This window comes from Streptomyces sp. NPDC005648 (assembly GCF_040605395.1).
Lineage (GTDB): Bacteria > Actinomycetota > Actinomycetes > Streptomycetales > Streptomycetaceae > Streptomyces.
This window is the reverse complement of the sequence record NZ_JBEXCS010000006.1, coordinates 34,638-60,764: the sequence shown is the minus strand read 5'-3', so window position 1 is coordinate 60,764 and position 26,127 is coordinate 34,638. Positions and strand designations below refer to the sequence as shown.

Genomic DNA, 26,127 nt, shown 5'->3' with positions numbered 1-26,127 from the left:
CTGGCGAATGTGCAGACATACGTCAAGAGGTTGGCGGATGACGATTTAGCAAGGGCCCGAAAGACCCTCACTCTCTTGACCAAGGGCCCTTCCAACCCCAACCATGTTGCGTATAGCTCACCGAGTTGTGCAATACGCACCAACGGAGGCCCGCGATGTCACCTCGCCCCCAGCCCGGCCGCGAGTACGTCCTCACTCTCTCCTGTCCCGACAGCGCGGGACTGGTCCATGCCGTGAGCGGCTTTCTCGTCAGGAACTCCGGAAACATCCTGGAGAGCCAGCAGTTCGATGATCGACTCCAGGGCCGTTTCTTCATGAGGGTCCACTTCGATGTTTCCGATCCAAACGCGAATCTGGAAACTCTGCGTTACCGCTTCGGTCCCGTCGCCGAGGCATACGGCATCACCTGGAGCCTGCGGGACGCCTCGACTCCCACCCGCACGCTCATCATGGTGTCCAAGTTCGGCCACTGCCTCAACGATCTGCTCTTCCGGCAGCGCACGGGCGCCCTCAACATCGAGATCCCGGCGATCGTCTCCAACCACCGGGAGTTCGAGAGCCTGGCGGAGACGTACGGCATCCCCTTCCACCATGTCCCGGTCACCAGGGACAGCAAGCCGGAGGCGGAGGCGCGGCTGCTGGAGCTGATGGGTGAGCTGGACGTCGACCTGGTGGTCCTGGCCCGTTACATGCAGATCCTCTCCGACGACCTGTGCAAGCAGCTCGAGGGGCGTGCCATCAACATCCACCACTCCTTCCTCCCCAGCTTCAAGGGAGCGAAGCCCTATGACCAGGCCTACGACCGCGGGGTGAAGCTCGTCGGCGCGACGGCGCACTATGTGACCTCGGACCTGGACGAGGGGCAGATCATCGAGCAGGACGTGGTACGCGTGGACCACTCGCTCGACCCCGGTGAGCTGGTGACGGTCGGCCGCGACGTGGAGGCTCAGGTCCTCGCCCACGCGGTCAAGTGGCACAGCGAGAGCCGGGTGATGGTGGACGGCAACCGCACGGTGGTCTTCCGCTGACGGACGCTGTCGCCGTATACGAGCACGGGGCACCGCATCCGGGAGGAGAACGGTGCCCCGTCAGGTCACCCCTGTTCCCCCTTCAGTGCTCCAGCTGCTCCAGTCGTTCCAGCAACTCCCGGCGCCAGGTCTCCGTCTCGGCGATCTGGTTGAAGGTGAACAGGTGGAGGCCGGGCACGGACGCGGCAGGGGGGAGGGTCTCCTCGGTGCGTTGGAGGAGTTTGTCGGGGGAGTAGCCGCCGGGGGCGGCGAAGCGCAGGAACCAGCTCGCGTGCTTGGTCAGGAAACGGGTCGACTCCCCCACGCCGATCTTCGTGGCCATGGCGAGGAGTTTGGTGCGCTGGACGGGACCGGCGACGCCCAGGTACACGGGCAGGGTGACGTCCCGGCGCCGTATCCGGGCGATCCACTCCCCCAGCACCCGCGGATCGAAGCACAGGTTGCTCACGATGTACGTGGCGTGCGCGCGCTTGTCCCACATCGCCTGGATGGTGATGTCGTCGTGGATGAGGGGATGGCTCTCGGGATACCCGGTGATGCCGACGTGGGTGAAGGGGTCGTCCAGCTCGGTCAGCCGGCGCAGCACCGGCAGTGCGCCGTCGTAGGACCCGGCGGGCGGGTCCGCGTCGCCCGCCGGGACGAACACGTCGTCCACGCCCGCCTCCCGCAGCCGGGAGACGACCTCCTTGAGGTGGACGTCGTCCCGCAGCAGCCGCGCCGGCACGTGCGGGACGACGCGGTAGCCGTGCGCGGCGAGCCGGCCGGTGAGGTCGAGGGTGGGTTCCAGGCCCTTGACCGGCGACGCCGTGACCGTGACCACGACGTCGCGCGGGACATGGGCGAGGACCTTGTCCTCGGTGGCCTTCGCGGGCAGCACCTCGTAGCGGACGGTGCTCAGCAGCGCTCGTAGCCCTGTGGTGCCCAAGGTCTACCCGGCCTGCTTCTGGGCGTCACGGTGGCGGTAGTACGCGGCCTTCGACGGCGCCAGGGGCTCCTTGCCGAGGATCAGGTCGGCGGCCTTCTCCGCGACCATCATCACCGGCGCGTAGATGTTGCCGTTGGTGACGTACGGCATGACGGACGCGTCCACGACCCGCAGGCCCTCCACGCCGTGCACCCGCATGCTGGTGGGGTCGACGACGGCGCTCTCGTCGGTGGCGGGGCCCATCTTGCAGGTGCAGGACGGGTGCAGCGCGGTCTCGCCGTCCTTGGCGACCCAGTCGAGGATCTCCTGGTCGCTCTCGACGGACGGCCCGGGCGAGATCTCCCCGTCGTTGTAGGGCGCCAGCGCCGGCTGGTTGAGGAGCCTGCGGGCCACCCGGATCGCCTCGACCCACTCCCGGCGGTCCTGCTCGGTGGAGAGGTAGTTGAAGCGCAGCGCCGGGTGTTCGCGCGGGTCCTTGCTCTTGATCTTCACGGAGCCGATGGCGTCGGAGTACATGGGGCCCACGTGGACCTGGTAGCCGTGTCCGCCCGCGGGCACGGAACCGTCGTAGCGGACCGCGATGGGCAGGAAGTGGAACATCAGGTTGGGGTAGTCCACGTCCTCGTTGCTGCGGGCGAAGCCGCCGGCCTCGAAGTGGTTGGTGGCGGCCGGGCCCTTGCGGAAGAGCCACTGGAGGCCGATGAAGGGGGCGCGCCACTTCGCCAGGTACGGCTGCATGGAGACGGGCTGCTTGCAGGCGTACTGGATGTAGACCTCCAGGTGGTCCTGGAGGTTCTCGCCGACGCCCGGCAGGTCGTGCACGACGTCGATGCCGAGGGCGGCGAGTTCCGCCGCGTTGCCGACGCCGGAGAGCTGGAGCAGCTGCGGGGAGTTGATCGCGCCGCCGCACAGGATGACTTCCCTGGCGCGGACCTGCTGGACGGCGCCCTTGCCGCGCTGGTACTCGACGCCGACGGCCTTCTTGCCCTCGAAGAGGACCCGGGTGACGAAGGCGCGGGTCTTGACCGTGAGGTTGGGGCGCCTGCGGACGGGCTTGAGGTACGCCTTCGAGGCCGACAGCCGGCGTCCGCGGTGGACGTTGCGGTCGAACTTGGCGAAGCCTTCCTGCCGGAAGCCGTTCACATCGTCCGTGGGGGCGTAGCCGGCCTCCTCGGTGGCCTTCTGGAAGGCGGTGAAGAGGGGGTTGGTCGCGGGGCCCCGCTCCAGGACGAGGGGGCCGTCGTGGCCGCGGAACTCGTCCTCCGGGTCGGCCGCGAGACAGTTCTCCATGCGGCGGAAGTAGGGGAGACAGTGCGCGTAGTCCCAGGTCTCCATGCCGGGGTCGGCGGCCCAGCGCTCGTAGTCCATGGGGTTGCCGCGCTGGAAGATCATGCCGTTGATGCTGCTGGAGCCGCCCAGGACCTTGCCGCGGGCGTGGTAGATGCGGCGGCCGCCCATGTGGGGCTCGGGCTCGGACTCGTACTTCCAGTCGTAGAAACGGCTGCCGATCGGGTACGTCAGGGCCGCGGGCATCTGGATGAAGACGTCCCACGGGTAGTCGGACCGGCCTGCCTCCAGGACCAGGACCTTGTTGGCCGGGTCGGCGGAGAGTCTGTTCGCCAGTGCACTGCCGGCCGAACCGCCGCCGACGATGACGAAGTCATACTGCAGGGGAGCCATGGTGCCTCGTCTCGCTCGCGCCGTAGATACGCGACGCATGCTAATACCAGTATCGCTATACGCACTAGGTTGCGAGCCACGCAACTTACAAGGTCATCATTTCGATGCCGTTACTTCCGCGGGCACCGTTCCTTCGTGTCCCTCCGACATCACGTGTGAGCATCTACATCTCCTTCACCATTGCGCCATCCGCCCCCGCACGAAAGAGTGTTCCAACTGCCGGACGACCCCGGCGAGTTAGGGAAGGAAGACGCGTGAACCCGATTTCGGTCCGGGGGTTCGCCGTGGCCTCGGCCACGGCGGTCACCGCTGTCGGAAGCGTTGTCGGCGTCGCCTCGGGCACCTCCGCGCAGACGAACGACGCCGAGGCGACGACGGTCGACTCGACGCTCCTCGCGGACATTCCCGCGGGGCAGCAGGCCCGGGTGCAGACCGCGTCCCTGACCCAGCAGGCCGACGCACAGGCCGTACAGGCGGACGCGAGCGCCCGCAGGGACGCCGAGGAGGCCGCCCGCAAGGCCGCCGCCCGGACCGCGGTCGCCAAGAAGGAGGCCGCGAGGAAGGCCGCGGAGGCCAAGAAGACCGCCTCCGAGGACACTCCGGTCACGCCCCTGCTGGGCACCTTCAGCACCGCGCAGATCAAGGCGCTGGCGGCGCAGATGGTGCCGAGCGGCCAGTTCCAGTGCTTCAGCAACATCGTCATGCACGAGTCCGGCTGGAACATGAACGCGATGAACGCCTCCTCCGGCGCCTACGGCCTCTTCCAGGCCCTCCCGGCCTCCAAGTACTCGTCCGCCGGCTCCGACTGGCAGACCAACCCGGCCACCCAGATCAAGTGGGGCCTCAACTACATGAACAGCCGCTACGGCAGCCCCTGCGGAGCCTGGTCCTTCTGGCAGACGCATCATTCGTACTGACATCCCGAATCGGCCCCTACCAGGAGAAAATACCTGGTCAGCGTCGCGACCGTAAACAGCTTGTACCGTACTACGCGTATAGTTTCGTTGTGAGCAACCACAGCCAAGACACCGAAACGTCAAATTCGCAGGCCGGCGGAGTCCAGTCGGTCGACCGAGCCATCAGCGTCCTCGAGATCCTGGCCCACCGTGGCGAGGCCGGCGTCAGCGAGGTGGCCGCCGAGATCGATGTTCACAAGTCCACCGCGTTCCGGCTGCTCGGCGCCCTGGAGTCGCGCGGTCTGGTGGAGCAGGCGGGCGAGCGGGGGAAGTACCGGCTCGGCTTCGGCATCGTACGGCTGGCCGGCGCGGTCACCGGGCGCCTCGACATCACCCAGCAGGGCCGCCCGGTCTGCGAGCGGCTCGCCGAGGAGATCGGCGAGACGATCAACATCGCGGTGATGCAGGAGCACTACGCGATCAACCTCTACCAGGTCCGCGGCCCGGCGGCCGTCGCCGCCCACAACTGGGTCGGTGAGCTGACCCCGTTGCACGCCACGTCCAGCGGCAAGATCCTGCTCGCGCACCTGCCCGCCGGGGACCGTGCGGCGCTGCTCGCCGACGCCGGTCTGAAGAAGGTCACCCCGCACACCATCACCGCGAAGGCGAAGCTCGAGAAGAACCTCGCCGACGCGCGGGAGCGGGGCTACGCCTTCACCCTGGAGGAGCTGGAGATCGGGCTGCACGCCATGGCCGCCCCGGTCCGCAACCAGGACGGCCAGGTCGTCGCGGCCCTCAGCGCCTCCGGCCCGTCGTACCGCTTCACCGAGGAGCGGCTGCACGAGCTCTCCCCGGTGCTGCTCAAGGGCGCGGAGGAGATCAGCCACCGCATGGGGTACCTGGGCTGAGTCAGCCCTGGGCGATGCCCAGGCGCTCGTTGACCCAGTCGTGGAAGGCACCGATGTGGTGCTCGCTGGGCACCAGCACACCGCCCTTGGCGTACATACGGGAGCTCATGCCGGGCTGGGTGCGCTCGCACGCCTCGAAGTCCTGCCGGTTGACCCGGTCGAAGAGCTCGACGGACCGGCTGACGTCCTTGCCGCTCTCGACGACGTGCGGCAGGTACAGCCAGTCGCACTCGACGATCGTGCGGTCGACGGACACCGGGTACATCCGGTGGAAGATCACATGGTCGGGGACGAGGTTGATGAACACCTGCGGCTTGACCGTGATCGCGTAGTAGCGGCGGTCCTGGTCCTCGGCGACCCCGGGGATGCGGTCCAGGCCCTCGGAGCCGTCGACCGTGAAGCCCTGGACGTCCTCACCGAACTCGGCGCCGTGGCCGACGTAGTACTGGGCCGCGTAGCCGTCCGCGAACTCCGGGAGCACCTCGGTGAGTTCGGGGTGGATCGTGGCGCAGTGGTAGCACTCCATGAAGTTCTCGATGATGAGCTTCCAGTTGGACTTCACGTCGTAGACGATCCGCCTGCCCACCGAGAGGCTGTCGATGTCGTAGTGCTCGATCGACTCGACGTCGCCGAGGCGCTCCACGACCGCGCCCATCACGTCCTCCTCGAAGGACGGCGGGTTCTCCGCGAGGCAGACCCACACATAGCCGAGCCACTCCCGCACGGCCACGCTCGCCAGCCCGTACTCGGTACGGCCGACGTCGGGCATCTTGGTCAGGTTCGGCGCGGCGACGAGCTTGCCGTCCAGACCGTACGTCCAGGCGTGGTAGGGGCACTGGAAGGCCCGCTTGACCTCGCCGGACTCCTCCGTGCAGAGCTTGGCGCCGCGGTGCCGGCACACATTGAAGTAGGCCTTGACGCTGTTGTCCCGCGCACGGGTGACCAGGATGCTCTCGCGGCCCACGTCCACCGTGCGGAAGGCGCCGGGCCTGGCCAGTTCGGAGGCGCGCGCGACACAGAACCACATGGTCTCGAATATGCGCTCCTGCTCCAGGGCGAAGATCGCCGGATCGGTGTAGGAGGAGCCGGGCAGGGTTGCGATCAGGCTGTCCGGCAGGCTGGTCGAGGTCACGGTGCACTCCTCGGGAACGTCGTGGAGGGGTCATTCACGCGCCGGGAAGATCGACTCCGGACGGCGTTGGGGATGATGCGCGCTTCTGTTGTCTATTACGCAACTGTGCGTGTCATATGAAACCGCAACCGCAGCATCGGATGCCGTACCGGCGGTGTCAAGACGTGGCGGCGAGTTGCTTGCGCCACCGCATGAACTGCCGCGGCTGGTTCATGCCGAGTACGGCGACCGGGACGCCGGCGCGCCGGTAGACGGCGAGGACGTCGCGGTCCTGGGCCGTGCCTTCCTCGATGGTCACGGTGTCGGCACCGGCCGCGTGACCGGAGAACTGGATCTTCACGCCGTACTGGTCGGACCAGAAGTACGGCGGCCGGGGCACGCCCGGTTCCACCGCTCCCCCGGCCAGCAGGGTGGCGACGGCCGCGTCGGGCCGCTCCCGGGCGCCGGTCCAGTGCTCCACACGGCGATGGGCGCCCGCACGGGGGTCGTACCAGTTGGCGCAGTCGCCGACCGCGATCACCCCGGCCAGGCTGGTGCGCCCGTCGGCGCCGCACTTCACGCCGTTGTCGAGCTCGACGCCGGAGCCCTCCAGCCATTCGACGCACGGGCGTGCTCCCACGCCCACCACGACGATGTCGGCGGGGACGCTCCGCCCGTCCTCCATGAGGACGGCGTCGACGCGGCTCTCGCCGCTCAGCCCCTTGACCCCGACGCCGCACAGCAGCCGTACGCCGTGGTCCGCGTGGAGTCCGGAGACGACGGCGCCCATGGTCTCGCCGAGGGGGCCGGCGAGCGGGGTCGGGGCGGCCTCGACCACCGTCACATCGAGCCCGAGGGCGTACGCCGTGGAGGCGACCTCGGCGCCGATGAAGCCGCCGCCGATCACCACCAGCCGTCCGCCGCGGGCGAGTTCGGCACGCAGGACGCGGGCGTCGTCCAGGGTCCGCAGGGTGTGCACGCCGGCCAGGCCCTCGGAGCCGGGCAGGGTGCGGGCGGCGGCGCCCGTGGCGATGACGATGCCGTCGGCGCGCACCTCCCGCCCGTCGGCGAGCCGTACGGCCCGCTCGGCGCGGTCGAGTCCGGTGGCGCGGGCGCCCAGCAGCCACTCGGCGCCCAGGTCCTCGTCGTCCGTCTCCAGCACCAGGTCGGCCTCGCCGAGGGTGCCGGCCAGGAACTCCTTGGACAACGGGGGCCTGTCGTACGGGCGGTGGAGCTCGTCGCCGATGACGACGAGCCGCCCGTCATAGCCCTGCCTCCGCAGCGAACGCGCCGCCGACAGTCCGGCGAGTGACGCGCCCACCACGGCGACGGTCCTCACGCGGGACCCCCGGCGAGACGGGAGGCGACGCAGGGCGGCAGGTTCGGGGCGTCGGTCGACACCTTGACGTGGATCATGCCGTCCTCGATCACGACCTCGTGGGTCCGCACCGGCAGCTTGGCCGGCGGGGCGTCGACCCTGCCGGTGCGCAGGTCGAACTTGGAGGCGTGCAGGGGGCATTCCACCTCGCAGCCCTCCAGCCAGCCGTCGGCGAGCGAGGCGTCCTGGTGGGTGCAGGTGTCGTCGATGGCGAACACCTCGCCGTCATCGGTATGGAACACCGAGACCGGCGGGTCGATGTCGAGCCGGAAGGCCTCACCTCGCGGGAGATCCACGAGACGGCACGCGGGAATCATCATGACACCTCGGTGCGTATAGCGAAACGGATTGCGGTAAGCGCAACATCAGTCTGGGGTCGCCCCGAACCCTTGTCAAGGAGTTCCAGGGCCGCGGCGGCCCGTCGTCCGAGGTTGAAAACGGCAGCCCGTCGTTCCGCCCCGGCGGGTGCCGGACGGAACGACGGGCGTGCGTGCGGAGCCGGGACCGACGGTCAGAAACCGCGGTCGATCCACTCCTGGAGGTGCGGGGCCTCGGCCCCGACGGTGGTCGTGTCGCCGTGACCGGTGTGCACGACGGTCTCGCCGGGCAGCGTCAGCAGCCGCTCCCGGATCGACTCGACGATCGTGGGGAAATGGCTGTACGACCGCCCGGTCGCCCCCGGCCCGCCGGCGAACAGCGTGTCCCCGCTGAACAGCGCGCCCAGGGCCGGCGCGTACAGGCAGACGGCGCCCGGGGCGTGCCCGGGTGTGTGCAGCACGGTCAGCTCGATCCCGGCCACGGACAGGATCTGCCCGTCGGCCAGCTCGGCGTCGGGTGCCCGGTCCGGGTGGGTCTGCTTCCACAGCGGCAGGTCGTCCGGGTGGAGGAGGACCGGGGCACCGGTGCGCTCGGCGAGTGCGGGCGCGGCGTCGATGTGGTCGTTGTGCGCGTGGGTGGAGACGATGGCCGTCAGCCGCCGGCCGCCCACCGCCTGCGCGATGGCCTCCGCGTCGTGCGCGGCGTCGACGACGATCACCTCGTGATCGTCCCCGACGATCCACACGTTGTTGTCGACGTCCCAGGTGCCGCCGTCCAGCGAGAAGGTCCCGGAGGTGACCAGCCGTTCCGCCCGGGCGGCCATCAGAGGACCACCACCGAACGCAGCACGTCGCCGCCGTGCATGCGCTCGAAGGCCTTCTCGACCTCGTCGAGGGCGATGGTCTCCGTGACGAAGGCGTCCAGGTCGAGGCGGCCCTGGAGATGGAGGTCGATGAGCATCGGGAAGTCCCGGGAGGGCAGGCAGTCGCCGTACCAGGAGGACTTCAGCGCGCCGCCGCGCCCGAACACGTCCAGGAGCGGCAGTTCCAGCTTCATCTCCGGGGTGGGCACCCCGACCAGGACGACGGTGCCGGCGAGGTCGCGGCCGTAGAAGGCCTGCCGGTATGTCTCCGGGCGGCCCACCGCCTCGATCACCACGTCGGCCCCGAACCCGCCGGTCAGCTCACGGATCGCCTCGACCGCGTCGTTCTCCTTGGAGTTGACGGTGTGGGTGGCGCCGAGCTTCCTGGCGGTGGCCAGCTTGCGGTCGTCGATGTCCACGGCGATGATCTTCGCCGCGCCGGCCAGCCGCGAGCCGGCGACGGCCGCGTCGCCGACGCCACCGCAGCCGATGACGGCGACGGTGTCGCCGCGGCCGACGTTGCCGGTGTTGATGGCGGCGCCGATACCGGCCATCACCCCGCAGCCGAGCAGTCCGGCGACGGCCGGCGAGGCGGCGGGGTCGACCTTGGTGCACTGTCCGGCGGCGACCAGCGTCTTCTCGGTGAAGGCGCCGATGCCCAGAGCCGGGGACAGCTCGGTGCCGTCCAGCAGGGTCATCCTCTGCTTGGCGTTGTGGGTGTTGAAGCAGTACTGGGGCCGTCCGCGCAGACAGGCCCGGCAGTTTCCGCACACGGCACGCCAGTTGAGGATCACGAAGTCGCCGGGCGCCACGTCGGTGACCCCCTCCCCCACCGACTCCACGACGCCGGCCGCCTCATGGCCCAGCAGGAAGGGGAAGTCGTCGTTGATCCCGCCCTCGCGATAGTGCAGGTCGGTGTGGCAGACCCCGCACGCCTGGATCTTGACCAGAGCCTCGCCCGGACCGGGATCGGGCACGATGATCGTCTCCAGGCTGACGGGGGCGCCCTTCCCCCGCGCGACGACAGCACGGACCTGGTGCGTCATGGCCACTCCTCGGCTGGTACGAGACCTGAAAATGATGTTGCTCATTACGGCACGCATCTCACGTGTCGCAACACAGCATCATGGAGCTCCGGGCGAGGGTCAAGGATGAGGAGCCAAGGGGTGCTCCCCCGGGGCGAGACCGCGCGGTTCAGCCGGGCAGCGAGTCCAGCCAGCGCAGCAGCCGGGCGCCCTCGCGGGTCATGATCTCCGGGTCACGCAGGGCGTTGGTCAGCAGCGACATGCCCTGGTAGGCGGAGACGAGGGTGACCGCACGGCCGCCGAGCGGTTGGTCAGCCCGGACGTGGAGACCGTCCTCGGCCGTGCGGCCCGCCCGTTCGGCGAGTGGGTCGCTCGCCATCTCCCCGCCTTCCGGTGACCGCCGGGAAACCCCCACCGGGAAAAGGAGTTGGGCGGGACGTCCTTCGGTCGGTAACGTGCGGCACGCCGTGAACGCCACATGAGGAGGTGAGACCCATGACCGCTGTATCCGAGTGGGTGCTCCCTCTCTCCGCCACGGCCGGGCGACCGACGTAGGTCAATGCCCCGGGAGCGCCTCGACATCCAGGCACTCCCGAAAGGCAACCGCCATGAACTCCTTGCGCTTCACCACGCAGACGTCGTCGGACGGCGTCGTAGAACGCGACTTCACCCTCGGCGAGATCCCCGGCGTGCTGTGGTCGCCCGCGTCCGCCGCCGACCGCGCGCCCCTGGTACTGATGGGGCACGGCGGCGGCACCCACAGGAAGTGGCCGGCGATGACCGGCCGGGCGCGCCTGCTCGTGACCGGCGCCGGCCTCCATGTGGCCTGCGTCGACGCACCCGGGCACGGCGAGCGGCCACGCACCGCGCACGACGAGCGGGAGATCGCCGTGATGCGGCGGGCGATGGCGGCCGGCGAGCCCGTCGGCCCGATCGTGGTCCGCTACAACGCGCACCTCGCCGAGCGCGCCGTACCGGAGTGGCGGGCGGCCCTGGACGCCCTGCAGCGGCTCCCGGAGATCGGCCCCGAGGGACCGGTCGGCTACTACGGCCTCAACCTCGGTACGGCGATCGGTGTGCCGTTCGTGGCCGCCGAACCCAGGGTCACCGCCGCGGTCTTCGGTCTCCACTGGCCCGATGCCCTGGCCGGGACCGCGAGGCGGATCACCGTCCCGATCGAGTACACGCTCCAGTGGGACGACGAGCACATTCCGCGCGAGGCCGGTCTCGCGCTGTTCGACGCCTTCGCCTCACGGGAGAAGACCCTGCACGCCAACGCGGGCCGGCACAAGGAGTTGCCCAGGTTCGAGGCCGACAGCGCGCTCCGCTTCTTCGCCCGGCATCTCGGCCGGACCGTCATGACACCGGCCTGATGCGAGCGGCCGGATGCCGGGTCTCACCCCGTCGTCCGGCCGGCGGAGGCCCGCTCCATGACGCTGTCCAGGTGAGCGATGACGGCCGGTACGTCGTCGCTCTCGGTGTGGCGGATCAGCTCCAGCGCCGGGCGGACGATACCGGCCGGCCGTGCTATCAGCCTGGCGAGCACCGCGGCCCGGATGTCGAGCCGCTCGATGGTGGCCGCGCGCTCCGCCTCGGTCCGGCCGGCCAGCAGGACGGCGTTGTGCCAGGCCTCCGCACGGGACTGGACGATGCTGAAGTCGAGGATGCGCTCGTCGGTGCGGCCGCCGACCTTGTCCAGCAGCGACATGAACGGTGACAGGGCGTCGACCGAGTCCTGCACCGCCAGCACCACCCGCGCGAGGATGTCGTTGATCAGCAGGAAGTCGTGCCGCAACGCCTGGATGTCCGCGCCGGGGCTGGTCCCCGCGGCGGCGACCGCCAGGTCGAGGTTGATGTGCGCGTTCACGCCGAGCACCAGGTGCTGGACGATGATCGTGTCCGCGTCGTCGAGCAGCCCGAACGTCTCGCGCCAGCACCGCGGCCCGCCGCGGTCACGGCGCCAGGCGTCGTGGGCGGCGAAGTAGCGGTTGCCGAAGAGCGTGTCGAAGCGGTCCATCCGGGCGCCGTCCTCGAACTGCCCGGCGTGGATGGCCGCGCGGATCTCGACGGTCACCTGCCGGTACAGCGCCGCGAAGTACCCGATCCGGTCACCGTCGCGCTCCGCCTCGCGCACGATGTCGGCAAGCCCGTCCACGACCCCGTCGATGTTCTCTGCCGCCATGCCCAACTCCCCTCTCACCCACCCCACTTGGCGAGGAGACGAGCGGGGCTCCCGTTCCGGTTCCGGCGGGGGGCAACGGCCCGGCCCGGACATCGGGCGCAGGGCACCGGTGGCGGCCGCGGCCACCGGGGGCACCCGGCCCTAGGGCGTCTTGCGAAAGTCCCGGCGTCCGCCCGGAGGGCGGGCCGGGCGGCGTCTGGGGCGGGCTCTCGGCGTGCCGGGCGGAAGCCCTCGTGCTGGTTGTACGTGGGTTTTCGCCCGGTGCGGCGAGAGTGCGTGCCAGGCGTCGAGCGGCAGGCGGGACTTTCGCAACACGCCCTAGTCGGGCAGTTGCTCCAGTGCTGCCGCGATACCGGCGCGGGCCGCGACGTCGATCAGGGCCTGGCCGATCACCGGGACGGGTTCGCGGGCCGGGAGCACCAGGCCGATCCGTTCCGTACGGACCGGGCGGACCAGGGGGACGGCGCGCATGCCCGCGGGGACGCCGAAGACATGCAGCCAGGTGTGCGGCACGATGCTCGCCCAGTGACCGGCTCTGACCTGCGCGAACAGGGAAGCGATGGAGTCGGTCTCGACCCTGGGCGTCACCGGCACCCCCACCGTCTCGAAGACCGCGTCGAGGACCTGGCGCCCCTGCATCATCGGGTGCAGCAGACACAGGGGGTACTGGGCCGCCTCCTCCCAGGAGACCTCGACCGGGCCGGGTTCAGGGGCCGTGAGCCGGGTCAGCAGGACGTAGCGCTCCTGGTACAGCGGGACGAACTTGAACTCCTGTCCCACGACCGAGCTGTGATAGGTCACGGCGGCGTCGAGCTCGTACGTCCGCAGCCGGTTGACGATGTCGACGGCCTGAAGGTCGGCGAAGACCTGGACGGTGGCGAGCGGGTTGGCGGCGCAGAACGGCTGGGTCAGCAGGGCGACCGCGGTGGACGCCGTCGGGACGGTCCCGATGCGCAGCCGGCCGGTCAGCCCCGCGCGCAGCGCCTGGATCTCGCCCCGCATCGCGTCCCGGTCGGCCAGGATGCGCCGCGCCCACACGACGACCCGCTCACCCTCCGGAGTGAAGCCGTCGAACCTGCGGCCGCGCCGGACCAGGGGGATGCCCAGCTCGTCCTCCAGCTTGCGGACGCCCTCGGAGAGGGTCGGCTGGGAGACGTAGCAGGCCTGCGCCGCCTTCGCGAAGTGGCGGGCGCGGGCGAGGGCGACAAGGTACTCGAGTTGGCGCAGCAGCACTCTCCCATGATCCCCCGTGCCCCGGATTCCGGCTCCGGTGGCGCCGATCACCCAGCGGTGATCGGTGTCGCCTCTCAGCCGATCGGAACTTCCGCTTTGACCTGGCCCGACGCCCCGGCCGACAGTGAGGGGTCACACGAGCAGAGAGGGCGTGACGCCCGATGCGGGACTTCGACGAGCCGGATGAGCCGGACGGGGACGAGCTGTCCGTCACGGCCCCCAAGACCTGGGCCACCGGCGCACCCGCCGTCGTCCACGCCCTGAAGTACGCCCTGGGCCAGACCTCGCCCCGGCGCACCGCGCTGACCCTGCTCGCCATCAACCAGACGAAGGGCTTCGACTGCCCGGGCTGCGCCTGGCCCGAGCCCGCGCCGGGCCGACGGCACCGCAACGAGTACTGCGAGAACGGTGCCAAGCACATCAGCGACGAGGCCACCTCCCGCCGGGTGACCGCGGACTTCTTCCGCCGGCACTCGGTGGACGAGCTGAGCCGCAGATCGGACCTCTGGCTGAACCAGCAGGGCCGGCTGACCGAGCCGATGGTGCTGCGCGAGGGGGCCACGCACTACGAACCGATCGGCTGGGACGAGGCCCTGGACCTGCTCGCCGACGAGCTGCGCGCCCTGGACCACCCGGACGAGGCGCTCTTCTACACCTCGGGCCGGCTGGCCAACGAACCGGCCTTCCTGCTCCAGCTGTTCGCGCGTGCCTTCGGTACCAACAACCTGCCGGACTGCTCCAACATGTGCCACGAGTCCAGCGGTTCGGCTCTCAACGAGACGCTGGGCATCGGCAAGGGCAGTGTCGGTCTGGACGACCTCCACGACTGCGATCTCGTCTTCGTCGTGGGGCAGAACCCGGGCACCAACCACCCGCGCATGCTGTCCGCGCTGGAGGAGACCAAGCGCCGCGGCGGCCAGGTCGTCGCCGTGAACCCCCTTCCGGAGGCGGGACTTCTGCGCTTCAAGCATCCGCAGAAGGCGCGTGGTGTCGTCGGACGCGGTACCCAGATCGCCGACCAGTTCCTGCAGATACGGCCCGGCGGCGACCTCGCCCTCTTCCAGGCGCTGAACCTGCTCCTGCTGGAGGCGGAGGACAAGGAGCCGGGCACCGTCCTGGACCGGGAGTTCATCGAGGAGCACACCACGGGCTACGACGACTTCGTGGCGCACATCCGTGAGACCTCGTGGGATTCCGTGCTGGAGGCGACCGGACTGACCCGGGACGAGATCGAGCGGGTGCACGAGCGGGTCCTGGCCAGCCGCGGGGTCATCGTCTGCTGGGCGATGGGCCTGACGCAGCACAAGCACGGGGTGCCGACGATCCGGGAGGTCGTCAACTTCCTTCTGCTGCGCGGCAACATCGGCCGCCCGGGCGCGGGCGTGTGCCCGGTGCGCGGGCACAGCAATGTGCAGGGCGACCGCACGATGGGCATCTGGGAGCGGATGCCGCAGCCGTTCCTGGACCGGCTGGGACGGGAGTTCGCGTTCACCCCGCCGACCCGGCACGGCCTGGACTCCGTCGACTCCATCCGGGCCATGCGCGACGGACGGGCCAAGGTGTTCGTCGGTGTCGCCGGCAACTTCGTCCGGGCGACCCCGGACAGCGACGTCACCGAGCGCGCCCTGCGCGACTGCCGGCTGACGGCACACATCTCGACCAAGCTGAACCGGTCCCACGCGGTGTGCGGACGCACCGCGCTGATCCTGCCGACGCTCGGCCGCAGCGACCGTGACGTCCAGGCGGGCGGGGAGCAGTTCATGACGGTCGAGGACTCCATGAGCGAGGTCCACGCCACCCGCGGCCGTCTCGCCCCGGCGTCCCCGCACCTGCTGAGCGAGGTCTCCATCATCACCCGCCTCGCCCGCAAGGTCCTGGGGTCCGAACCCGCCATCCCCTGGGCGGACTTCGAGCGGGACTACGACCTCGTCCGCGACCGCATCGCCCGAGTGGTCGACGGATTCCAGGACTTCAACGAGCGCGTACGGCGGCCCGGCGGCTTCCGGCTGCCCAACCCGGTCAACTCCCGTACCTTCCGCACACCCAGCGGCAAGGCGGTCTTCAGCGTCAACGACTTCACGATGCTCCGGGCGCCCGAGGGCCACCTGGTCCTGCAGACGCTGCGTTCGCACGACCAGTGGAACACCGTCCCGTACGCGATGGACGACCGCTACCGGGGCATCAAGGGCGGCCGGCGTGTCGTCCTCGTCAGTCCGGCGGACCTGGCCGCCCTGGGCCTGGCGGACGGCACCCTCGTCGACCTGGTCGGTGTCTGGTCCGACGGCTCGGAGCGCCGCGCCGACGCCTTCCGCGTCGTCTCCTACCCCACTCCCCCGGGTTCGGCCGCCGCCTACTACCCGGAGACCAATGTGCTGGTGCCGCTCGACAGCGTCGCCGACATCAGCAACACACCGACGTCGAAGAGCGTGATCGTACGGCTGGAGCGGACCGCCGAGCAGGCGCCGGCACCGGCGTAGACGGGGGCCCCACCCGGCCGGGACTCCGGTGCCGGCTGCGAAAATGCCGTCATGGACCAGGTATTGAGTCGGCGGGAAGCCTCGGAGGCGGTGCGGGACTGCGGGTGGCGGTTCCTGCTCGGCACATTGCGGACGTCGGTCCCGGTCGACTCGTCGGCGCGGGCGATCGGCCTGGCGGCGGACGCCGTCGCGGTGTGCGGCGACGATGCCGACCGGCACCTTCGGATCGATGTCCGCCCCGACCGTGTCGTCCTCACTCTTCAGTCCGTGGACCGGGCGGCGGTCACCGCCCGGGACGTCGAACTGGCGCGTCGGATCTCCGCCACTGCGGCCGCCTCGGGGCTGGTGACCGAGCCCGAGATCGGCACGGCGGCACCACGGTCCGTCCAGGTGCTGGAGATCGCGATCGACGCGATGGACATCGCCGGGATCCGCCCGTTCTGGAAAGCGGTGCTCGGCTACACCGACGAACCCGGCGCGGAGGGACCGGAGGATCCGCTCGTCGACCCGGTCGGACAAGGGCCGGCCCTCTGGTTCCAGCGGATGGACCGGCCGCGCCCGCAGCGCAATCGCGTCCACTTCGACCTCTGCGTTCCGCACGACGAGGCACCCCGGCGGATCGAGACCGCGCTGGCGGCCGGCGGCCGCCTCGTCTCCGCGGCCCGCGCTCCCGCGTTCTGGGTGCTCGCCGACCAGGAGGGCAACGAGATCTGTGTGACGACCTGGCAGGGCCGGGACGGCTGAGACGCCCGTCGGACGGACCCGGGTACGCGCCCGGGAAGTCGAGGGGTCGGCCCCCTCACCGGCTGCCTCCCTGGTCGTTGAACATCTTGATCAGGCCATGGGGTGTGTCGTCGCCGAACAGTGACTCGTTGAGTCGGTTGCCCTCCACGGCGGCGGCGATGCTCCGCGGGAACAGGCGCTCCTCGTAGGCGGTGAGCGCGGCCTCGATGTCGTCGGGGTGCGCGGCGAGGGCGTGGGCGAGTTCGGCGCCGTCGTACATGGCGAGGTTGGCTCCCTCGCCGTTCGGGGCCGCGAGGTGGGCGGCGTCGCCGAGCAGGGTGACTCCCGGCACCCGGTCCCAGCGGTGCTCGGCTGGCAGGGTGTGAAGGGTGCGCAGGACCGGCGCGGTGTCGCTGTCGGTGATCAGCGCCGTCAGCTCCGGTGCCCAGCCGTCGAACTCCCGCAGGATCCGCGCGGTGGCCGCGGCGGGGTCGGTGAAGTCGATGGCGGCGAACCAGTCCTGGGACTCGGTGAGCGCCACATAGGTGTGCAGGGTGCCGCCACTCTCCCGGTGCGCCTGGATGCCCTTGCCGGGTGCGAGCGCGAAGAGCGCCCCGCCGCCGACCACCTTCGCGGCCGCGGGGTGGCGGGTGTCGGCGTCGTACAGATAGGTCTCCACGACCGACCTGCCGACGTACTCGGGGGTCGCGGCCGACAGCAGCGGGCGGACCCGCGACCACGCGCCGTCCGCGCCGACCAGGACCTCCGTCCGGACCGTGCCGCCGTCGGCGAAGGTCACCTCGTGGCGGCCACGGCCGAGGGCGCGGGTGGCGGTGACCTTGTGGCCCCACCGGACGGTGCCGGCCGGGAGCGATTCGAGCAGGATCCGCCGTAGTTCGCCGCGCTGCACCTCGGGGCGGCCGCCCGTGCCGTCGTCGGGTATGTCGAGCAGGACGGTCCCGTCGAGGCCGACGAAGCGGGTCGCCTCGCGGCCCTCCAGGACCAGAGCCCGGAACTCGTCGGTCAGGCCGGCCGCCGCCAGGGCGAGCCGGCCGTCGTGGTCGTGGATGTCGAGCATCCCGCCCTGCGCACGCGCCGTCGGGGAGGCGTCGGCCTCGTAGACGGTGGCCGGGATGCCGTGGACATGCAGGACGCGGGCGAGCGTGAGGCCGCCGAGTCCGGCGCCGATGATCGTGACCGTGGTCATGGTGCTTCCCTTTCCGAGCGCGGACCGCTGGGCGGACACGCGGCACAACACGACTGGAACGACGTTCCAGCGCCCTCAGCATGGAACGTCGTTCCAGACACTGTCAAGCTGGAACGCCGTTCCAGGGCGGTCTAGGATGGCGCCATGGCAACCAGGGCACGTCGTCCGGAACGACGGCAGGAACCGCTCTCCCGGGAGCGCATCGTCGGCGCCGCCGTGGAGCTTCTCGACACGGTGGGCGAGGGCGGTCTGACGTTCCGCGCGCTCGCCGAGCGCCTCACGACCGGGCCCGGGGCGATCTACTGGCACGTCACCGGCAAGGCCGAGCTCCTCGCCGCCGCCACCGAGGCGGTCATGGCCACCACCGTTCCCCCCGACGACGCCGACGCGACGCCGCAGGAGGCGATCCGCGCCCTCGCCCTCGGCGTGTTCGACGCGATCGACGCCCACCCGTGGGTCGGCGCACAGCTCGCCCGCGCTTCGTGGCAGCCCCCGATGCTGGGGGTCTTCGAACGCGTCGGGCGCCAGGTCCAGGCGCTGGGCGTGCCCGACCGGTCCCAGTTCACCGTGGCGTCCACGCTGGTGAACTACGTCCTCGGCGTGGCGGGGCAGAACGCCGTCGTCGGCGAGACACTCCAGCCGGACACCGACCGGACCGAGTTCCTGGGCGCCGTGGCCGACGCATGGGCAGGACTCGACGCCGCCGCCTACCCGTTCACCCGCGCCGTCGCCGCCCAGATGCGGGACCATGACGACCGGGCGGAGTTCCTCGCCGGGATCGAACTCATCCTCGCCGGGATCACCGCCCGGTAGCCGGGTCCGCCGTACGTCAGCCGCGCGCGCCCGAGGCCGGCCGGATCTCCGGGCGGTACAGCTCCCTCCACACGGCCAGGCCCAGCGCGCGTTCCAGGCCGCGGCGCTCGGCCTGCGTGTTCACGGGCTCCGCGCGGTGGGCGACCCGGCGCAGGCGGTCGTGGTCGACGAGGTCGAAGACCGGGTGGGAGGGCCGTGCCGGTAGATCCTTCGCCTGATCCTGGAGGGCCGCCGCGTACTTGGGGTCCCGGGTGGAGGGATACGGGCCCTTGACCCTGTCGTACACCGACTTCGGCAGGACGTCGGCGGTCGCCTCCCGCAGCAGGCTCTTCTCCCTGCCGTCGAAGGACTTCAGCGCCCAGGGCGTGTTGTAGACGTACACGACGAGCCGGTGGTCGCGGCACGATGTCCTGGTGCTCGGTGTGCGAGGTACGGGCCACGTCGTGCACGAAGGGCGTGTCGGGGGGCCCGCGCAGTTCGTCGGCGACGAAGTGGTCGGTCTGGCCCACGAAGTCGACGGCGAAGCTGCGCACCTTCTCGCCGTGCTCGCCCGCCGAGTTGACGGGCGGCGATCGCGGTCATCGCGGAGGAGTCCGGACCGCCGGAGAGCAGGGTGCAGCGGGGCACGTCGGCGACGAGCTGGCGGCGCACGATGTCGTCCAGCAGGGAGCGGACCGTGGCGATGCCGGTCTCGCGGTCGTCGGTGTGCGGCCGGGTCTCCGACTGCCAGTAGACCCGCCGGTGCGGGCCCGAGCGGTCGACGGTCACGACGGTGCCGGGCTCACCTGAGATCGGAGAGGGACTTGCCCACGGAGGCGAGGGTCGCCGGTTTGCCGTAGTCGCCCTTGTACTTGTAGGCGGGCGCGTCGCAGCGGTAGGCGCCGGTGTCGGGCCCGAAGTCCGCCGGCCGCCAGCCCTTGGCCGTGGTCTCGACGATGGAGTAGCACTTGGGCGGAACGTCGTTCCTGCTCAGATCGGCCGGGGCCTGGAGCCCGCCGCCCGTCCAGGCGGTCTGCTTGAGCGCGTTCTGGTAGACGCACGTGCGGGTCAGGGTGGCGCAGTCGCGGGCGGAGGTCGCGAACAGCAGCCAGGCGGAGAAGGCGCGCAGCACCGGGAAGGTGACCTGCTTGCCGGGGGCGTACTTCTTGAACAGATCGATGACCTGCTGGGTGGCCGGGTTGGCGGCGGCGCTCTCCAGCGGTGCGGTGGCGGAGAGTTCGGCGTAGTTGTGCTGGGTGGCCAGGGCGGTTCCGGCGAGTTGGGGGAAGGCGGGTCCGTAGGCGTTGCTGTTGGCGTCGATCCAGTCGGGCGCGTAGCCGATGGCGGTCAGCGCCTGTTCCAGTTTGGCGAGACTGGCGAAGTCACCGAGGAAGGTGAGGCCCTTGACACCCTTGCTCTTGATCTTCTGGGCGTACGGCGTCCAGTCGGCGACGCCGGCCGCCGGGTAGAGGTCGTTGTAGGTGACCTTGCCGCCGAGGCCCGCGACGCCCTCGGTGTACTGGGCGGCGAAGGTCTTGCTGACCGGGCTGTCGCCGGCGATGATGCCGACCTTCCCGGCCGAGCCGGGGTACTTGTCCTTCAGCAGCCAGCGGTAGTAGCCGGCATAGGGGAAGTAGCCGACCCCGGCGCCGGTGGCCAGGACCTGGAGGTCGGAGCCCACGGCCTGGGTGGACTGGGCCGGGAAGTCGGGCAGCAGGCACTTGAGCCGGTCGGCCACCCCCAGACCGTCCAGCGCGGCACCGCCGCCGACCAGCGCGAAGTCCGCCTTGCAGGCGGCCAGGACCTGTTCACGGACCTGCATCAGCCCGGTGTCGCGGGTGACCGGGACGAGCTTGCGGCCGTCGATGCCGCCGGCCGCGTTGCACCACGAGGTGAACACCTCGGCCGCGTCCGGGAATTCGGAGTTCTTGGTGAAGCCGAGGTCGGTCAGCACGCCGACCCGGATCGAGGAGCCGGTGACGCCCTGCACACCGGAGGACTTCGCGGTGCCGGGACCGCACACGTTCTTCAGCGTGCCGAAGTCGGACGAGGCCTTCGCGGAGGCGCCGGCGGCCGGGGACCCGCTCGCCTCCGTGTCGGGGGCGGTGTCCGAGTGGGAGGAACAGCCGGCCAGCAGCACCGCGGCCGCGGTGACCGTGCCGATGAGCAGCCTGCGCAAGGTGCCTCCTCGGGGAGTTCGGACGCCGTCGTCCGAGGGAGGTGAGGGGAGATTGCCTAGCGCCGGAAAGTACATTCTCCTATTCCGGTAGGCAAGTACTCACACAAGAGAATCATGCACTTAGTTTATGGAATGGAGATACTCGTCAAAACGATGCAACCCCGGCCGGGGTAGACTTCCGTCCGCCTGCAAGGACCACGTCGTGCCTGGTGGCGCGGCTGTCACAGCGAGGGGGTGGACACCATTCCGGTTCGCCCCGCCCGTATCCAGGACGTAGCGGCCGCCGCCGGGGTCTCGGTGTCGACGGTGTCGAACGTTCTCAACCGCCCCGAGCGCGTCAACGCCCGCACCGCGGAGCGGGTTCGCGACGCGGTCGCGGCGCTCGACTACGTCCCCCACCCGGGCGCCGCCGGTCTGCGCACCGGGCACTCGTCCTCGATCGGACTGGTGCTGCCCGACGTGACCAACTCCTTCTACGCCCGTATCGCCAGGGGCGCGGCCGACGCCGCCTACGACCACGGCTACTCCCTCGTCCTCTGCCACAGCGGGGACGCCCCGGAGCGCGAGCAGGGCTACTTCACCATGCTGGTCGAGCAGCGGGCCGTCGGCGCCGTGGTGGTCCCGCTCAGCGCCGACCCCACCCGGCTCACCCGGCTGCGCGAGCGCGGTATCCCCCTGGTCCTCGCGGACCGCGCGATGCCCGCGCAGGAGGGCTGTTCCGTCTCCGTCGACGACATCACCGGCGGCCGTATCGCCGTGCAGCATCTGCTGGAGTGCGGGGCGCGCGACATCCTGGTGGTGAACGGGGAGCGGTCGATACGGCAGTGCGCCGACCGTCACCAGGGCGCCCGCCAGGCCGTGCGCAGCCGACGCGAGGCCCGCCTCGGCCAGGTCCTCGCCGAGGAGATGACGGTGGCGTACGGCCTGGAGATCGCCCGAGGGCTCGACGAGCTGCCCGACGGTGTCTTCTGCACCAATGACTTCCTCGCCGCCGGACTGTGCCGCGGTCTCGCCGAACGCGGTGTGAAGGTGCCCGAGGACGTACAGGTCGTCGGCTACGGCGACCTCGACATCGCCAGCTTCGTCGGTACGACCCTCACGACCGTCCGTCAGCCCGTCGAGGATCTCGGCAGGGCGGCCGTGGAGATGCTCCTCGACGAGGTGGAGGCGCGGGCCGAACACGCCCATGAGACAAGGGTGTTCGCGCCCGGACTGGTCCTGCGGGACTCCACCCGGTCACGCTCCGGCGGCTGACCCCGCGATCTCCAGCGTGACCGGCCCCAGCAGTCCGCTCGGCAGCTGCGACTCGAACGCCCAGGCCGTCGGGGTGGCTTCGGCGAGATACGGGGCAAGGGTGTTGCGGACCGTCACTTCGAGCCGGACGGTCCGCCCGGCGGCGCCCCGCAGTTCGAAGCGGTAGGGGGCACAGAACGCCTCACCGACCGGCTCCCCGTCGACCGCGACCGCGACGCTCCCGCGCACCCGCCCCAGATCCAGGACCGGGTCCGGCCCGGCCGGGACCTCCAGGGTGCGCGCATAGGTCACTCCGCCGGTCCAACTGCCCAGCCCCCACTGCCGCCACTCCCCCAGCGGCAACGGCGCCGGTTCGGTACGGACGCGCACCGGCCCGCGCCAGGCCGAACCGCCGCGCAGGACGGCCGTGGGCTCGGTGACGACCTCGATGTCCGCGGCCTCCGGCAGGGGCTGATCCCAGGTCACTTTCTGTCCCCGCAGGGCGAGTTCGGGGCCGCCCGCCATCTCCACCCGGGCAGCCGGCTCAAGCGGCAGGTCGAGCGACACGGTTCCCGGCGGCACGGTGAACCGGAAGCGCTGTGCCCTCTCGCGGACGTCATCCGTACAGCGCCAGGGCGGTACGGCGGTGCCCAGAACCGGGGCGCCGCCCAGCCACTCGGTGTCCGGCAGCGGGTGCGGTCGTACCGCCGCATGGCAGTGCCCCAACTCCCCCCATCTGCCGAGATGTTCGACGGTGTGTCCACGCCACTCCCCCGTCCGCGCCTCCCACCCGGCCCCGCTCACCAGCGCGGTCCCGTCCGCCACGAGGTCGACGAAGACGGCGTCCCGGGCACGGTCGCCGTCGGCGACCACCTCCAGCACGTGATCGCCCTCGCCGAGAGCCAGTTCGTGCCGGAAGAACATGGGCACCGCGCCCCAGTCGGCCTCGTAGTACTGCACCTTCTCCTGGCGCGCCACGACGGCGCCGTCGAGCAGCACGGTGACGCCCACCGCGGCCCCCACCACGAGCACGGCCCGCGGGTCGGCGTGCGCCACGAGCAGCCGGCCTCGACAGGTGATCCCGCCGGCCGGGCGCACGTCGTCGGGCAGGCACATGAACTGCGGGCGCTCCGCGAATCCGCCCGGGTGGGCCAGACAGAAGTAACTGCCCAGCGGGGCATGGGATGCGGCGGAGATCTGCGAGGGCCGGTCCTGGGCGTCGGAGAGTTCGTACTCCAGGACGTTGTGCGGGCGGTCCACGTCCACCCCGGCCGACACCCGGTATCCGCTGCCGGTCTCCAGCCGTTCGCCGTTCCACCACACCCGTTTGGTCGCCGCCGCGCCGATGTGCAGATCGGCCGGGCCGCGGTGGTCGGTGACGACAACGGCCCTGACCCGGGCGACGGTCGCGCCGCAGGGAACCGGGACGCGCACGAACTCCTCGGGAACCAGGCCCTTGTTGCCCAGCAGGCCGTCCGGGTCCGGGATCCCGCGGCTCGACGAGAACAGCGCCACGGTCCAGTCGTCGTCCGCGAGGGGCTGTTCACCGTCGAGGACGCGCAGGACACTCGCGCGGTCCAGCGGCTGGGGGGCCTCGGCCGCGGGCACCGGATGAAGGACGCGCACCCGGTTGCCGTAGGTCGCCCGTGTCTCCTCCCAGCCGGCACCGGTCTCGGTCGCCCGCATGGTCCAGATCTGCGGCTCGTCGACGGACGAGCCGGGGGGGCAGGGCGAGATCGCCCCAGGTGTTGTCCAGGGTGGGGACCAGGCGGCCCTCCCACCCGGTCGACAGGTCGACGGTGCGCACCGTTGCGCGCGGTCGCGCCGTCGGCCGGGTCGCCGGGGTGCCCTCGCGCCATACGACGAGGGCGGCGGGGGCACCCGCCAAGGGCACTTCGACGACCGAGGCGCCGTCGGATGCGGTGACGCGGGCGGGGTGACGGGCGCCGGTCGCCGGGTTCCAGACCTCGGCCTCGGAGACCGGGGCGCGTACGGTGACGGTCCTGGTGCGGGCGTAGCGCGCCGGGTCGACGGTGTGGTCGCCGTTCGCCGGATCGGTGCGGGCGTCGGGGAAGGCCCCGGTCACCAGCGCGACCGCCTGGCCGCCCGACCGCCGTACGAGCAGCGGCACTTCACCCCGCGCGTACCCGGCGACCCCCGCCACGGCGTCGCCTCCCGCCTCGGCGTCGTCCACCCGCTCCAGCCGTGGATGGGCGCTCAGCGCCGCCACGACGGTGTCGTCACCGCCCATCCCGGCGGCCGCCTCGGGCGGGCGGCCCACGACGACCACCCGCCCGCCCGCGTCGAGCAGTTCGGTCAGCCGCCGGGCCGTGCCCTCCTCCAGGACGCTCGCCGAGGGCAGCAGCACCGCGCGGTACGCCAACTCCCCGACGCGCAGGGCACCTTCGGTGGCCGTCTCCCGCTGTACCGACCCCCGCTGCACCGAGGCGTCGTCGATGACGTCGAAGGGGATGCCGTGGCGGTCGAGGGCACCGGTCCGGGGCCGCAGCCAGTTGTTGGTGCCGCACAGGCCGAGGTAGTGCCGCTGGGTCTCGTCGACGTCGGCGTGGGCCTCGCCCAGTCGGCCGTCGCCGAAGTGCTGGATCGGCGCGTCCAGCGGGATGAGGGCCTGCATGGTGGCGGTGGGATGCAGGACCGCGACATCGGCGCTGTAGGTGCCCCAGGACATGATCGAACAGATACGGGCGACGGCCCGGGAGAAGGCCGGGTACTGCTGCCAGTAGGGCTGGCGCCAGTCGGTGGACGGCGGCGCCCATTCGAACCATCCGCCCGCGGTGCCGAAGTAACTGGCGTGCGGGTTGTACAGGTTGGCGCCGCTGCGCAGGAACGGCAGCAGCCAGTCGTAGGTGTCCTCCAGGGTGCCGCCCCAGCCGGAGGAGTGGAACGCCTCGATCCACACGCGCTCATGGCCATGGAGATGGGCCATCGAGGAGTGGACCTTGGAGTCGCCGTGGTGGTCGCTGCCGGCGGCGCCGAACCAGCGGTGGGTGCGGAAGTAGTCCGTGTAGATCTGTGTGGACTGGGCCGGGAAGCCGGAGCGGGCCGGGTGGCTCTGGTCGCAGCCCAGGAGCATGCCGCGTTCCTCGTGCCAGGCGGCGAAGGGTCGGAACAGGGCTTCTTCGGTGAGTTCGGCGCGGACGGCGTAGTAGTCGGCGCGGATCTTCGCGGCCTGCGGGAGGTCGTGGAAGAGGGCCGGAAGATGGTCGAGGAGGTCGTAGCCGCGCCGGGCCAGGAACTCCTTGGGCAGGCGGTGGCTCCAGGAGTTGGTGCCGGGCAGCTCGTCCTGGAAGCTGCCCGCGACGACGTTGCCGAGGTACTCGGGGACGCGGCGGTCGAACTCGTGGTGGACCGTGTCCAGGAGCAGCCCGACGGCGTCCGGGTCCAGGTAGTCGAAGGCCGTGGGGACCGCGGTGACCAGGTCGACCTCGCCGCCCCCGGCCGCCGCGGCGACCGGCAGCCGCCGGCCGTCGGTGCCGTAGACACCCACGAGGGTCTCCGCGCTCCCCGGTTCCACCGTGCCGCCGTCGGCCGTCGTCCGGCGAAGGCGCAGGGCGAGGCCTCTCGCCTCCGGGTGCAGTCGGGTGACGGCGCCCTGGACGTTGGCGCCGGAGAACCCGATCTGGTCGTAGAACCACAGCCGCATACCCAGGTCCCGGGCGATCTCGCAGGCGTCGGTGAAGCGGGCCCACCACTCCTCGCCGAACCAGGCCGGGTCGTCGGCCGGGGCGCCGAAACCGGGGCCGGCCGGGGCGAGGTTGATGACCACGAGGTTGTGGACGCCGCCCTGCGCGAACCGGCGCATCTGCCAGGCGAGGCGCTCACGGGTGACCCTCGCGCCCGACCACCACCACAGCGGGGTGGGGCCGAAGTCCCGGGGCGGGTCGTCGAACAGCTGCTGGAGCGCGGAGGAGATCACGAGGCGTCCTCACGGTCAAAAACGTTTTACACG

Annotated in this window: 20 protein-coding genes and 2 pseudogenes; 8 read left to right on the top strand and 14 right to left on the bottom strand. The window is 71.0% G+C overall.

What is annotated here, in order from left to right:
- The first annotated feature begins 155 nt into the window (after nt 1–155).
- Nucleotides 156–1,028, top strand: coding sequence for a formyltetrahydrofolate deformylase (gene purU, locus ABZT17_RS05155; RefSeq protein WP_356343870.1), 873 nt, complete (start codon nt 156–158; stop codon nt 1,026–1,028).
- An 82-nt stretch (nt 1,029–1,110) separates the two neighbouring features.
- Here the strand turns inward: purU and ABZT17_RS05150 are convergent, their stop codons facing one another.
- Both ABZT17_RS05150 and betA read right to left on the bottom strand, forming a co-directional pair.
- Nucleotides 1,111–1,953 (bottom strand): 5,10-methylenetetrahydrofolate reductase, encoded by an 843-nt coding sequence (locus ABZT17_RS05150; protein ID WP_356343868.1) that lies wholly within the window; start codon nt 1,951–1,953, stop codon nt 1,111–1,113.
- Nucleotides 1,954–1,956: 3 nt separating this feature from the next.
- Nucleotides 1,957–3,633, bottom strand: a complete 1,677-nt coding sequence (gene betA, locus ABZT17_RS05145) for a choline dehydrogenase (RefSeq protein ID WP_356343865.1) — start codon at nt 3,631–3,633, stop codon at nt 1,957–1,959.
- 254 nt (nt 3,634–3,887) lie between these two features.
- Here betA and ABZT17_RS05140 point away from each other — a divergent pair, with 254 nt between their 5' ends.
- Nucleotides 3,888–4,550 (top strand): transglycosylase SLT domain-containing protein, encoded by a 663-nt coding sequence (locus tag ABZT17_RS05140; protein WP_356343862.1) that lies wholly within the window; start codon nt 3,888–3,890, stop codon nt 4,548–4,550.
- Between the two features lie 89 nt (nt 4,551–4,639).
- The gene (locus tag ABZT17_RS05135; RefSeq protein ID WP_356343859.1) at nt 4,640–5,437 is read left to right on the top strand and encodes an IclR family transcriptional regulator; all 798 of its coding nucleotides are present in this window, start codon (nt 4,640–4,642) and stop codon (nt 5,435–5,437) included.
- A gap of 1 nt (nt 5,438) precedes the next feature.
- Here the strand turns inward: ABZT17_RS05135 and ABZT17_RS05130 are convergent, their stop codons facing one another.
- The 6 genes and pseudogenes from ABZT17_RS05130 to ABZT17_RS05105 form a co-directional block, all read right to left on the bottom strand.
- Nucleotides 5,439–6,569: an aromatic ring-hydroxylating dioxygenase subunit alpha gene (locus tag ABZT17_RS05130; RefSeq protein WP_356343857.1), complete on the bottom strand. Its 1,131-nt coding sequence runs from the start codon at nt 6,567–6,569 to the stop codon at nt 5,439–5,441.
- Between the two features lie 157 nt (nt 6,570–6,726).
- Nucleotides 6,727–7,887, bottom strand: coding sequence for an FAD-dependent oxidoreductase (locus tag ABZT17_RS05125; protein WP_356343854.1), 1,161 nt, complete (start codon nt 7,885–7,887; stop codon nt 6,727–6,729).
- The gene (locus ABZT17_RS05120; RefSeq protein ID WP_356343852.1) at nt 7,884–8,246 is read right to left on the bottom strand and encodes a bifunctional 3-phenylpropionate/cinnamic acid dioxygenase ferredoxin subunit; all 363 of its coding nucleotides are present in this window, start codon (nt 8,244–8,246) and stop codon (nt 7,884–7,886) included. The genes ABZT17_RS05125 and ABZT17_RS05120 overlap by 4 nt, the downstream gene beginning before the upstream one ends.
- A 191-nt stretch (nt 8,247–8,437) precedes the next feature.
- Entirely contained in the window at nt 8,438–9,067 is a 630-nt protein-coding gene (locus ABZT17_RS05115; protein WP_356343849.1) for an MBL fold metallo-hydrolase, read from the bottom strand.
- Nucleotides 9,067–10,152: an S-(hydroxymethyl)mycothiol dehydrogenase gene (locus ABZT17_RS05110; protein WP_356343847.1), complete on the bottom strand. Its 1,086-nt coding sequence runs from the start codon at nt 10,150–10,152 to the stop codon at nt 9,067–9,069. The genes ABZT17_RS05115 and ABZT17_RS05110 overlap by 1 nt, the downstream gene beginning before the upstream one ends.
- Before the next feature lie 148 nt (nt 10,153–10,300).
- Nucleotides 10,301–10,423 (bottom strand): annotated as a pseudogene (locus ABZT17_RS05105) (TetR/AcrR family transcriptional regulator); the annotation flags it as partial.
- Nucleotides 10,424–10,739: 316 nt separating this feature from the next.
- On the opposite strand from ABZT17_RS05105, the gene ABZT17_RS05100 reads away from it, so the two are divergent.
- Nucleotides 10,740–11,504, top strand: coding sequence for an alpha/beta hydrolase (locus ABZT17_RS05100; protein ID WP_356343844.1), 765 nt, complete (start codon nt 10,740–10,742; stop codon nt 11,502–11,504).
- A 23-nt stretch (nt 11,505–11,527) separates the two neighbouring features.
- Here ABZT17_RS05100 and ABZT17_RS05095 read toward each other — a convergent pair whose 3' ends face one another.
- Both ABZT17_RS05095 and ABZT17_RS05090 read right to left on the bottom strand, forming a co-directional pair.
- Complete coding sequence (locus ABZT17_RS05095; RefSeq protein ID WP_356343842.1) at nt 11,528–12,313, bottom strand: DUF5995 family protein; 786 nt, start codon at nt 12,311–12,313, stop codon at nt 11,528–11,530.
- Nucleotides 12,314–12,631: 318 nt separating this feature from the next.
- Complete coding sequence (locus ABZT17_RS05090; RefSeq protein ID WP_356343840.1) at nt 12,632–13,546, bottom strand: LysR family transcriptional regulator; 915 nt, start codon at nt 13,544–13,546, stop codon at nt 12,632–12,634.
- A 161-nt stretch (nt 13,547–13,707) separates the two neighbouring features.
- On the opposite strand from ABZT17_RS05090, the gene ABZT17_RS05085 reads away from it, so the two are divergent.
- A complete protein-coding gene (locus ABZT17_RS05085; protein WP_356343837.1) occupies nt 13,708–16,023 on the top strand; it encodes an FdhF/YdeP family oxidoreductase in 2,316 nt (771 codons plus the stop codon).
- Nucleotides 16,024–16,074: 51 nt separating this feature from the next.
- Complete coding sequence (locus ABZT17_RS05080) at nt 16,075–16,767, top strand: VOC family protein (protein WP_356343835.1); 693 nt, start codon at nt 16,075–16,077, stop codon at nt 16,765–16,767.
- Between the two features lie 55 nt (nt 16,768–16,822).
- On the opposite strand, the gene ABZT17_RS05075 is transcribed toward ABZT17_RS05080, so the two are convergent.
- Nucleotides 16,823–17,953: an NAD(P)/FAD-dependent oxidoreductase gene (locus ABZT17_RS05075; RefSeq protein ID WP_356343832.1), complete on the bottom strand. Its 1,131-nt coding sequence runs from the start codon at nt 17,951–17,953 to the stop codon at nt 16,823–16,825.
- A gap of 144 nt (nt 17,954–18,097) precedes the next feature.
- Between ABZT17_RS05075 and ABZT17_RS05070 the strand changes: the two genes are divergently transcribed.
- Entirely contained in the window at nt 18,098–18,766 is a 669-nt protein-coding gene (locus ABZT17_RS05070; protein WP_356343828.1) for a TetR/AcrR family transcriptional regulator C-terminal domain-containing protein, read from the top strand.
- A 16-nt stretch (nt 18,767–18,782) separates the two neighbouring features.
- Here ABZT17_RS05070 and ABZT17_RS05065 read toward each other — a convergent pair.
- Both ABZT17_RS05065 and ABZT17_RS05060 read right to left on the bottom strand, forming a co-directional pair.
- Nucleotides 18,783–19,549: pseudogene (locus ABZT17_RS05065) on the bottom strand (asparagine synthase-related protein); the annotation flags it as partial.
- Nucleotides 19,548–20,924 carry an ABC transporter substrate-binding protein gene (locus ABZT17_RS05060; RefSeq protein ID WP_356343826.1) on the bottom strand — a complete coding sequence of 459 codons (1,377 nt, stop codon included), beginning with the start codon at nt 20,922–20,924 and terminating at the stop codon, nt 19,548–19,550. The gene ABZT17_RS05060 and the pseudogene ABZT17_RS05065, both read right to left, overlap by 2 nt.
- 234 nt (nt 20,925–21,158) lie before the next feature.
- Between ABZT17_RS05060 and ABZT17_RS05055 the strand changes: the two genes are divergently transcribed.
- Nucleotides 21,159–22,178: a LacI family DNA-binding transcriptional regulator gene (locus tag ABZT17_RS05055; RefSeq protein ID WP_356343823.1), complete on the top strand. Its 1,020-nt coding sequence runs from the start codon at nt 21,159–21,161 to the stop codon at nt 22,176–22,178.
- 1,522 nt (nt 22,179–23,700) lie between these two features.
- On the opposite strand, the gene ABZT17_RS05050 is transcribed toward ABZT17_RS05055, so the two are convergent.
- A complete protein-coding gene (locus ABZT17_RS05050) occupies nt 23,701–26,094 on the bottom strand; it encodes a glycosyl hydrolase (protein WP_356343821.1) in 2,394 nt (797 codons plus the stop codon).
- Between the last annotated feature and the right edge of the window lie 33 nt (nt 26,095–26,127).

Coding starts and splice junctions, on each gene's coding strand:
- purU (WP_356343870.1), top strand. CDS start 156: ATGTCACCTCGCCCCCAGCCCGGCCGCGAGTACGTCCTCACTCTCTCC.
- betA (WP_356343865.1), bottom strand. CDS start 3,633: ATGGCTCCCCTGCAGTATGACTTCGTCATCGTCGGCGGCGGTTCGGCC.
- ABZT17_RS05120 (WP_356343852.1), bottom strand. CDS start 8,246: ATGATGATTCCCGCGTGCCGTCTCGTGGATCTCCCGCGAGGTGAGGCC.
- ABZT17_RS05115 (WP_356343849.1), bottom strand. CDS start 9,067: ATGGCCGCCCGGGCGGAACGGCTGGTCACCTCCGGGACCTTCTCGCTG.
- ABZT17_RS05110 (WP_356343847.1), bottom strand. CDS start 10,152: ATGACGCACCAGGTCCGTGCTGTCGTCGCGCGGGGGAAGGGCGCCCCC.
- ABZT17_RS05100 (WP_356343844.1), top strand. CDS start 10,740: ATGAACTCCTTGCGCTTCACCACGCAGACGTCGTCGGACGGCGTCGTA.
- ABZT17_RS05095 (WP_356343842.1), bottom strand. CDS start 12,313: ATGGCGGCAGAGAACATCGACGGGGTCGTGGACGGGCTTGCCGACATC.
- ABZT17_RS05085 (WP_356343837.1), top strand. CDS start 13,708: ATGCGGGACTTCGACGAGCCGGATGAGCCGGACGGGGACGAGCTGTCC.
- ABZT17_RS05080 (WP_356343835.1), top strand. CDS start 16,075: ATGGACCAGGTATTGAGTCGGCGGGAAGCCTCGGAGGCGGTGCGGGAC.
- ABZT17_RS05075 (WP_356343832.1), bottom strand. CDS start 17,953: ATGACCACGGTCACGATCATCGGCGCCGGACTCGGCGGCCTCACGCTC.
- ABZT17_RS05070 (WP_356343828.1), top strand. CDS start 18,098: ATGGCAACCAGGGCACGTCGTCCGGAACGACGGCAGGAACCGCTCTCC.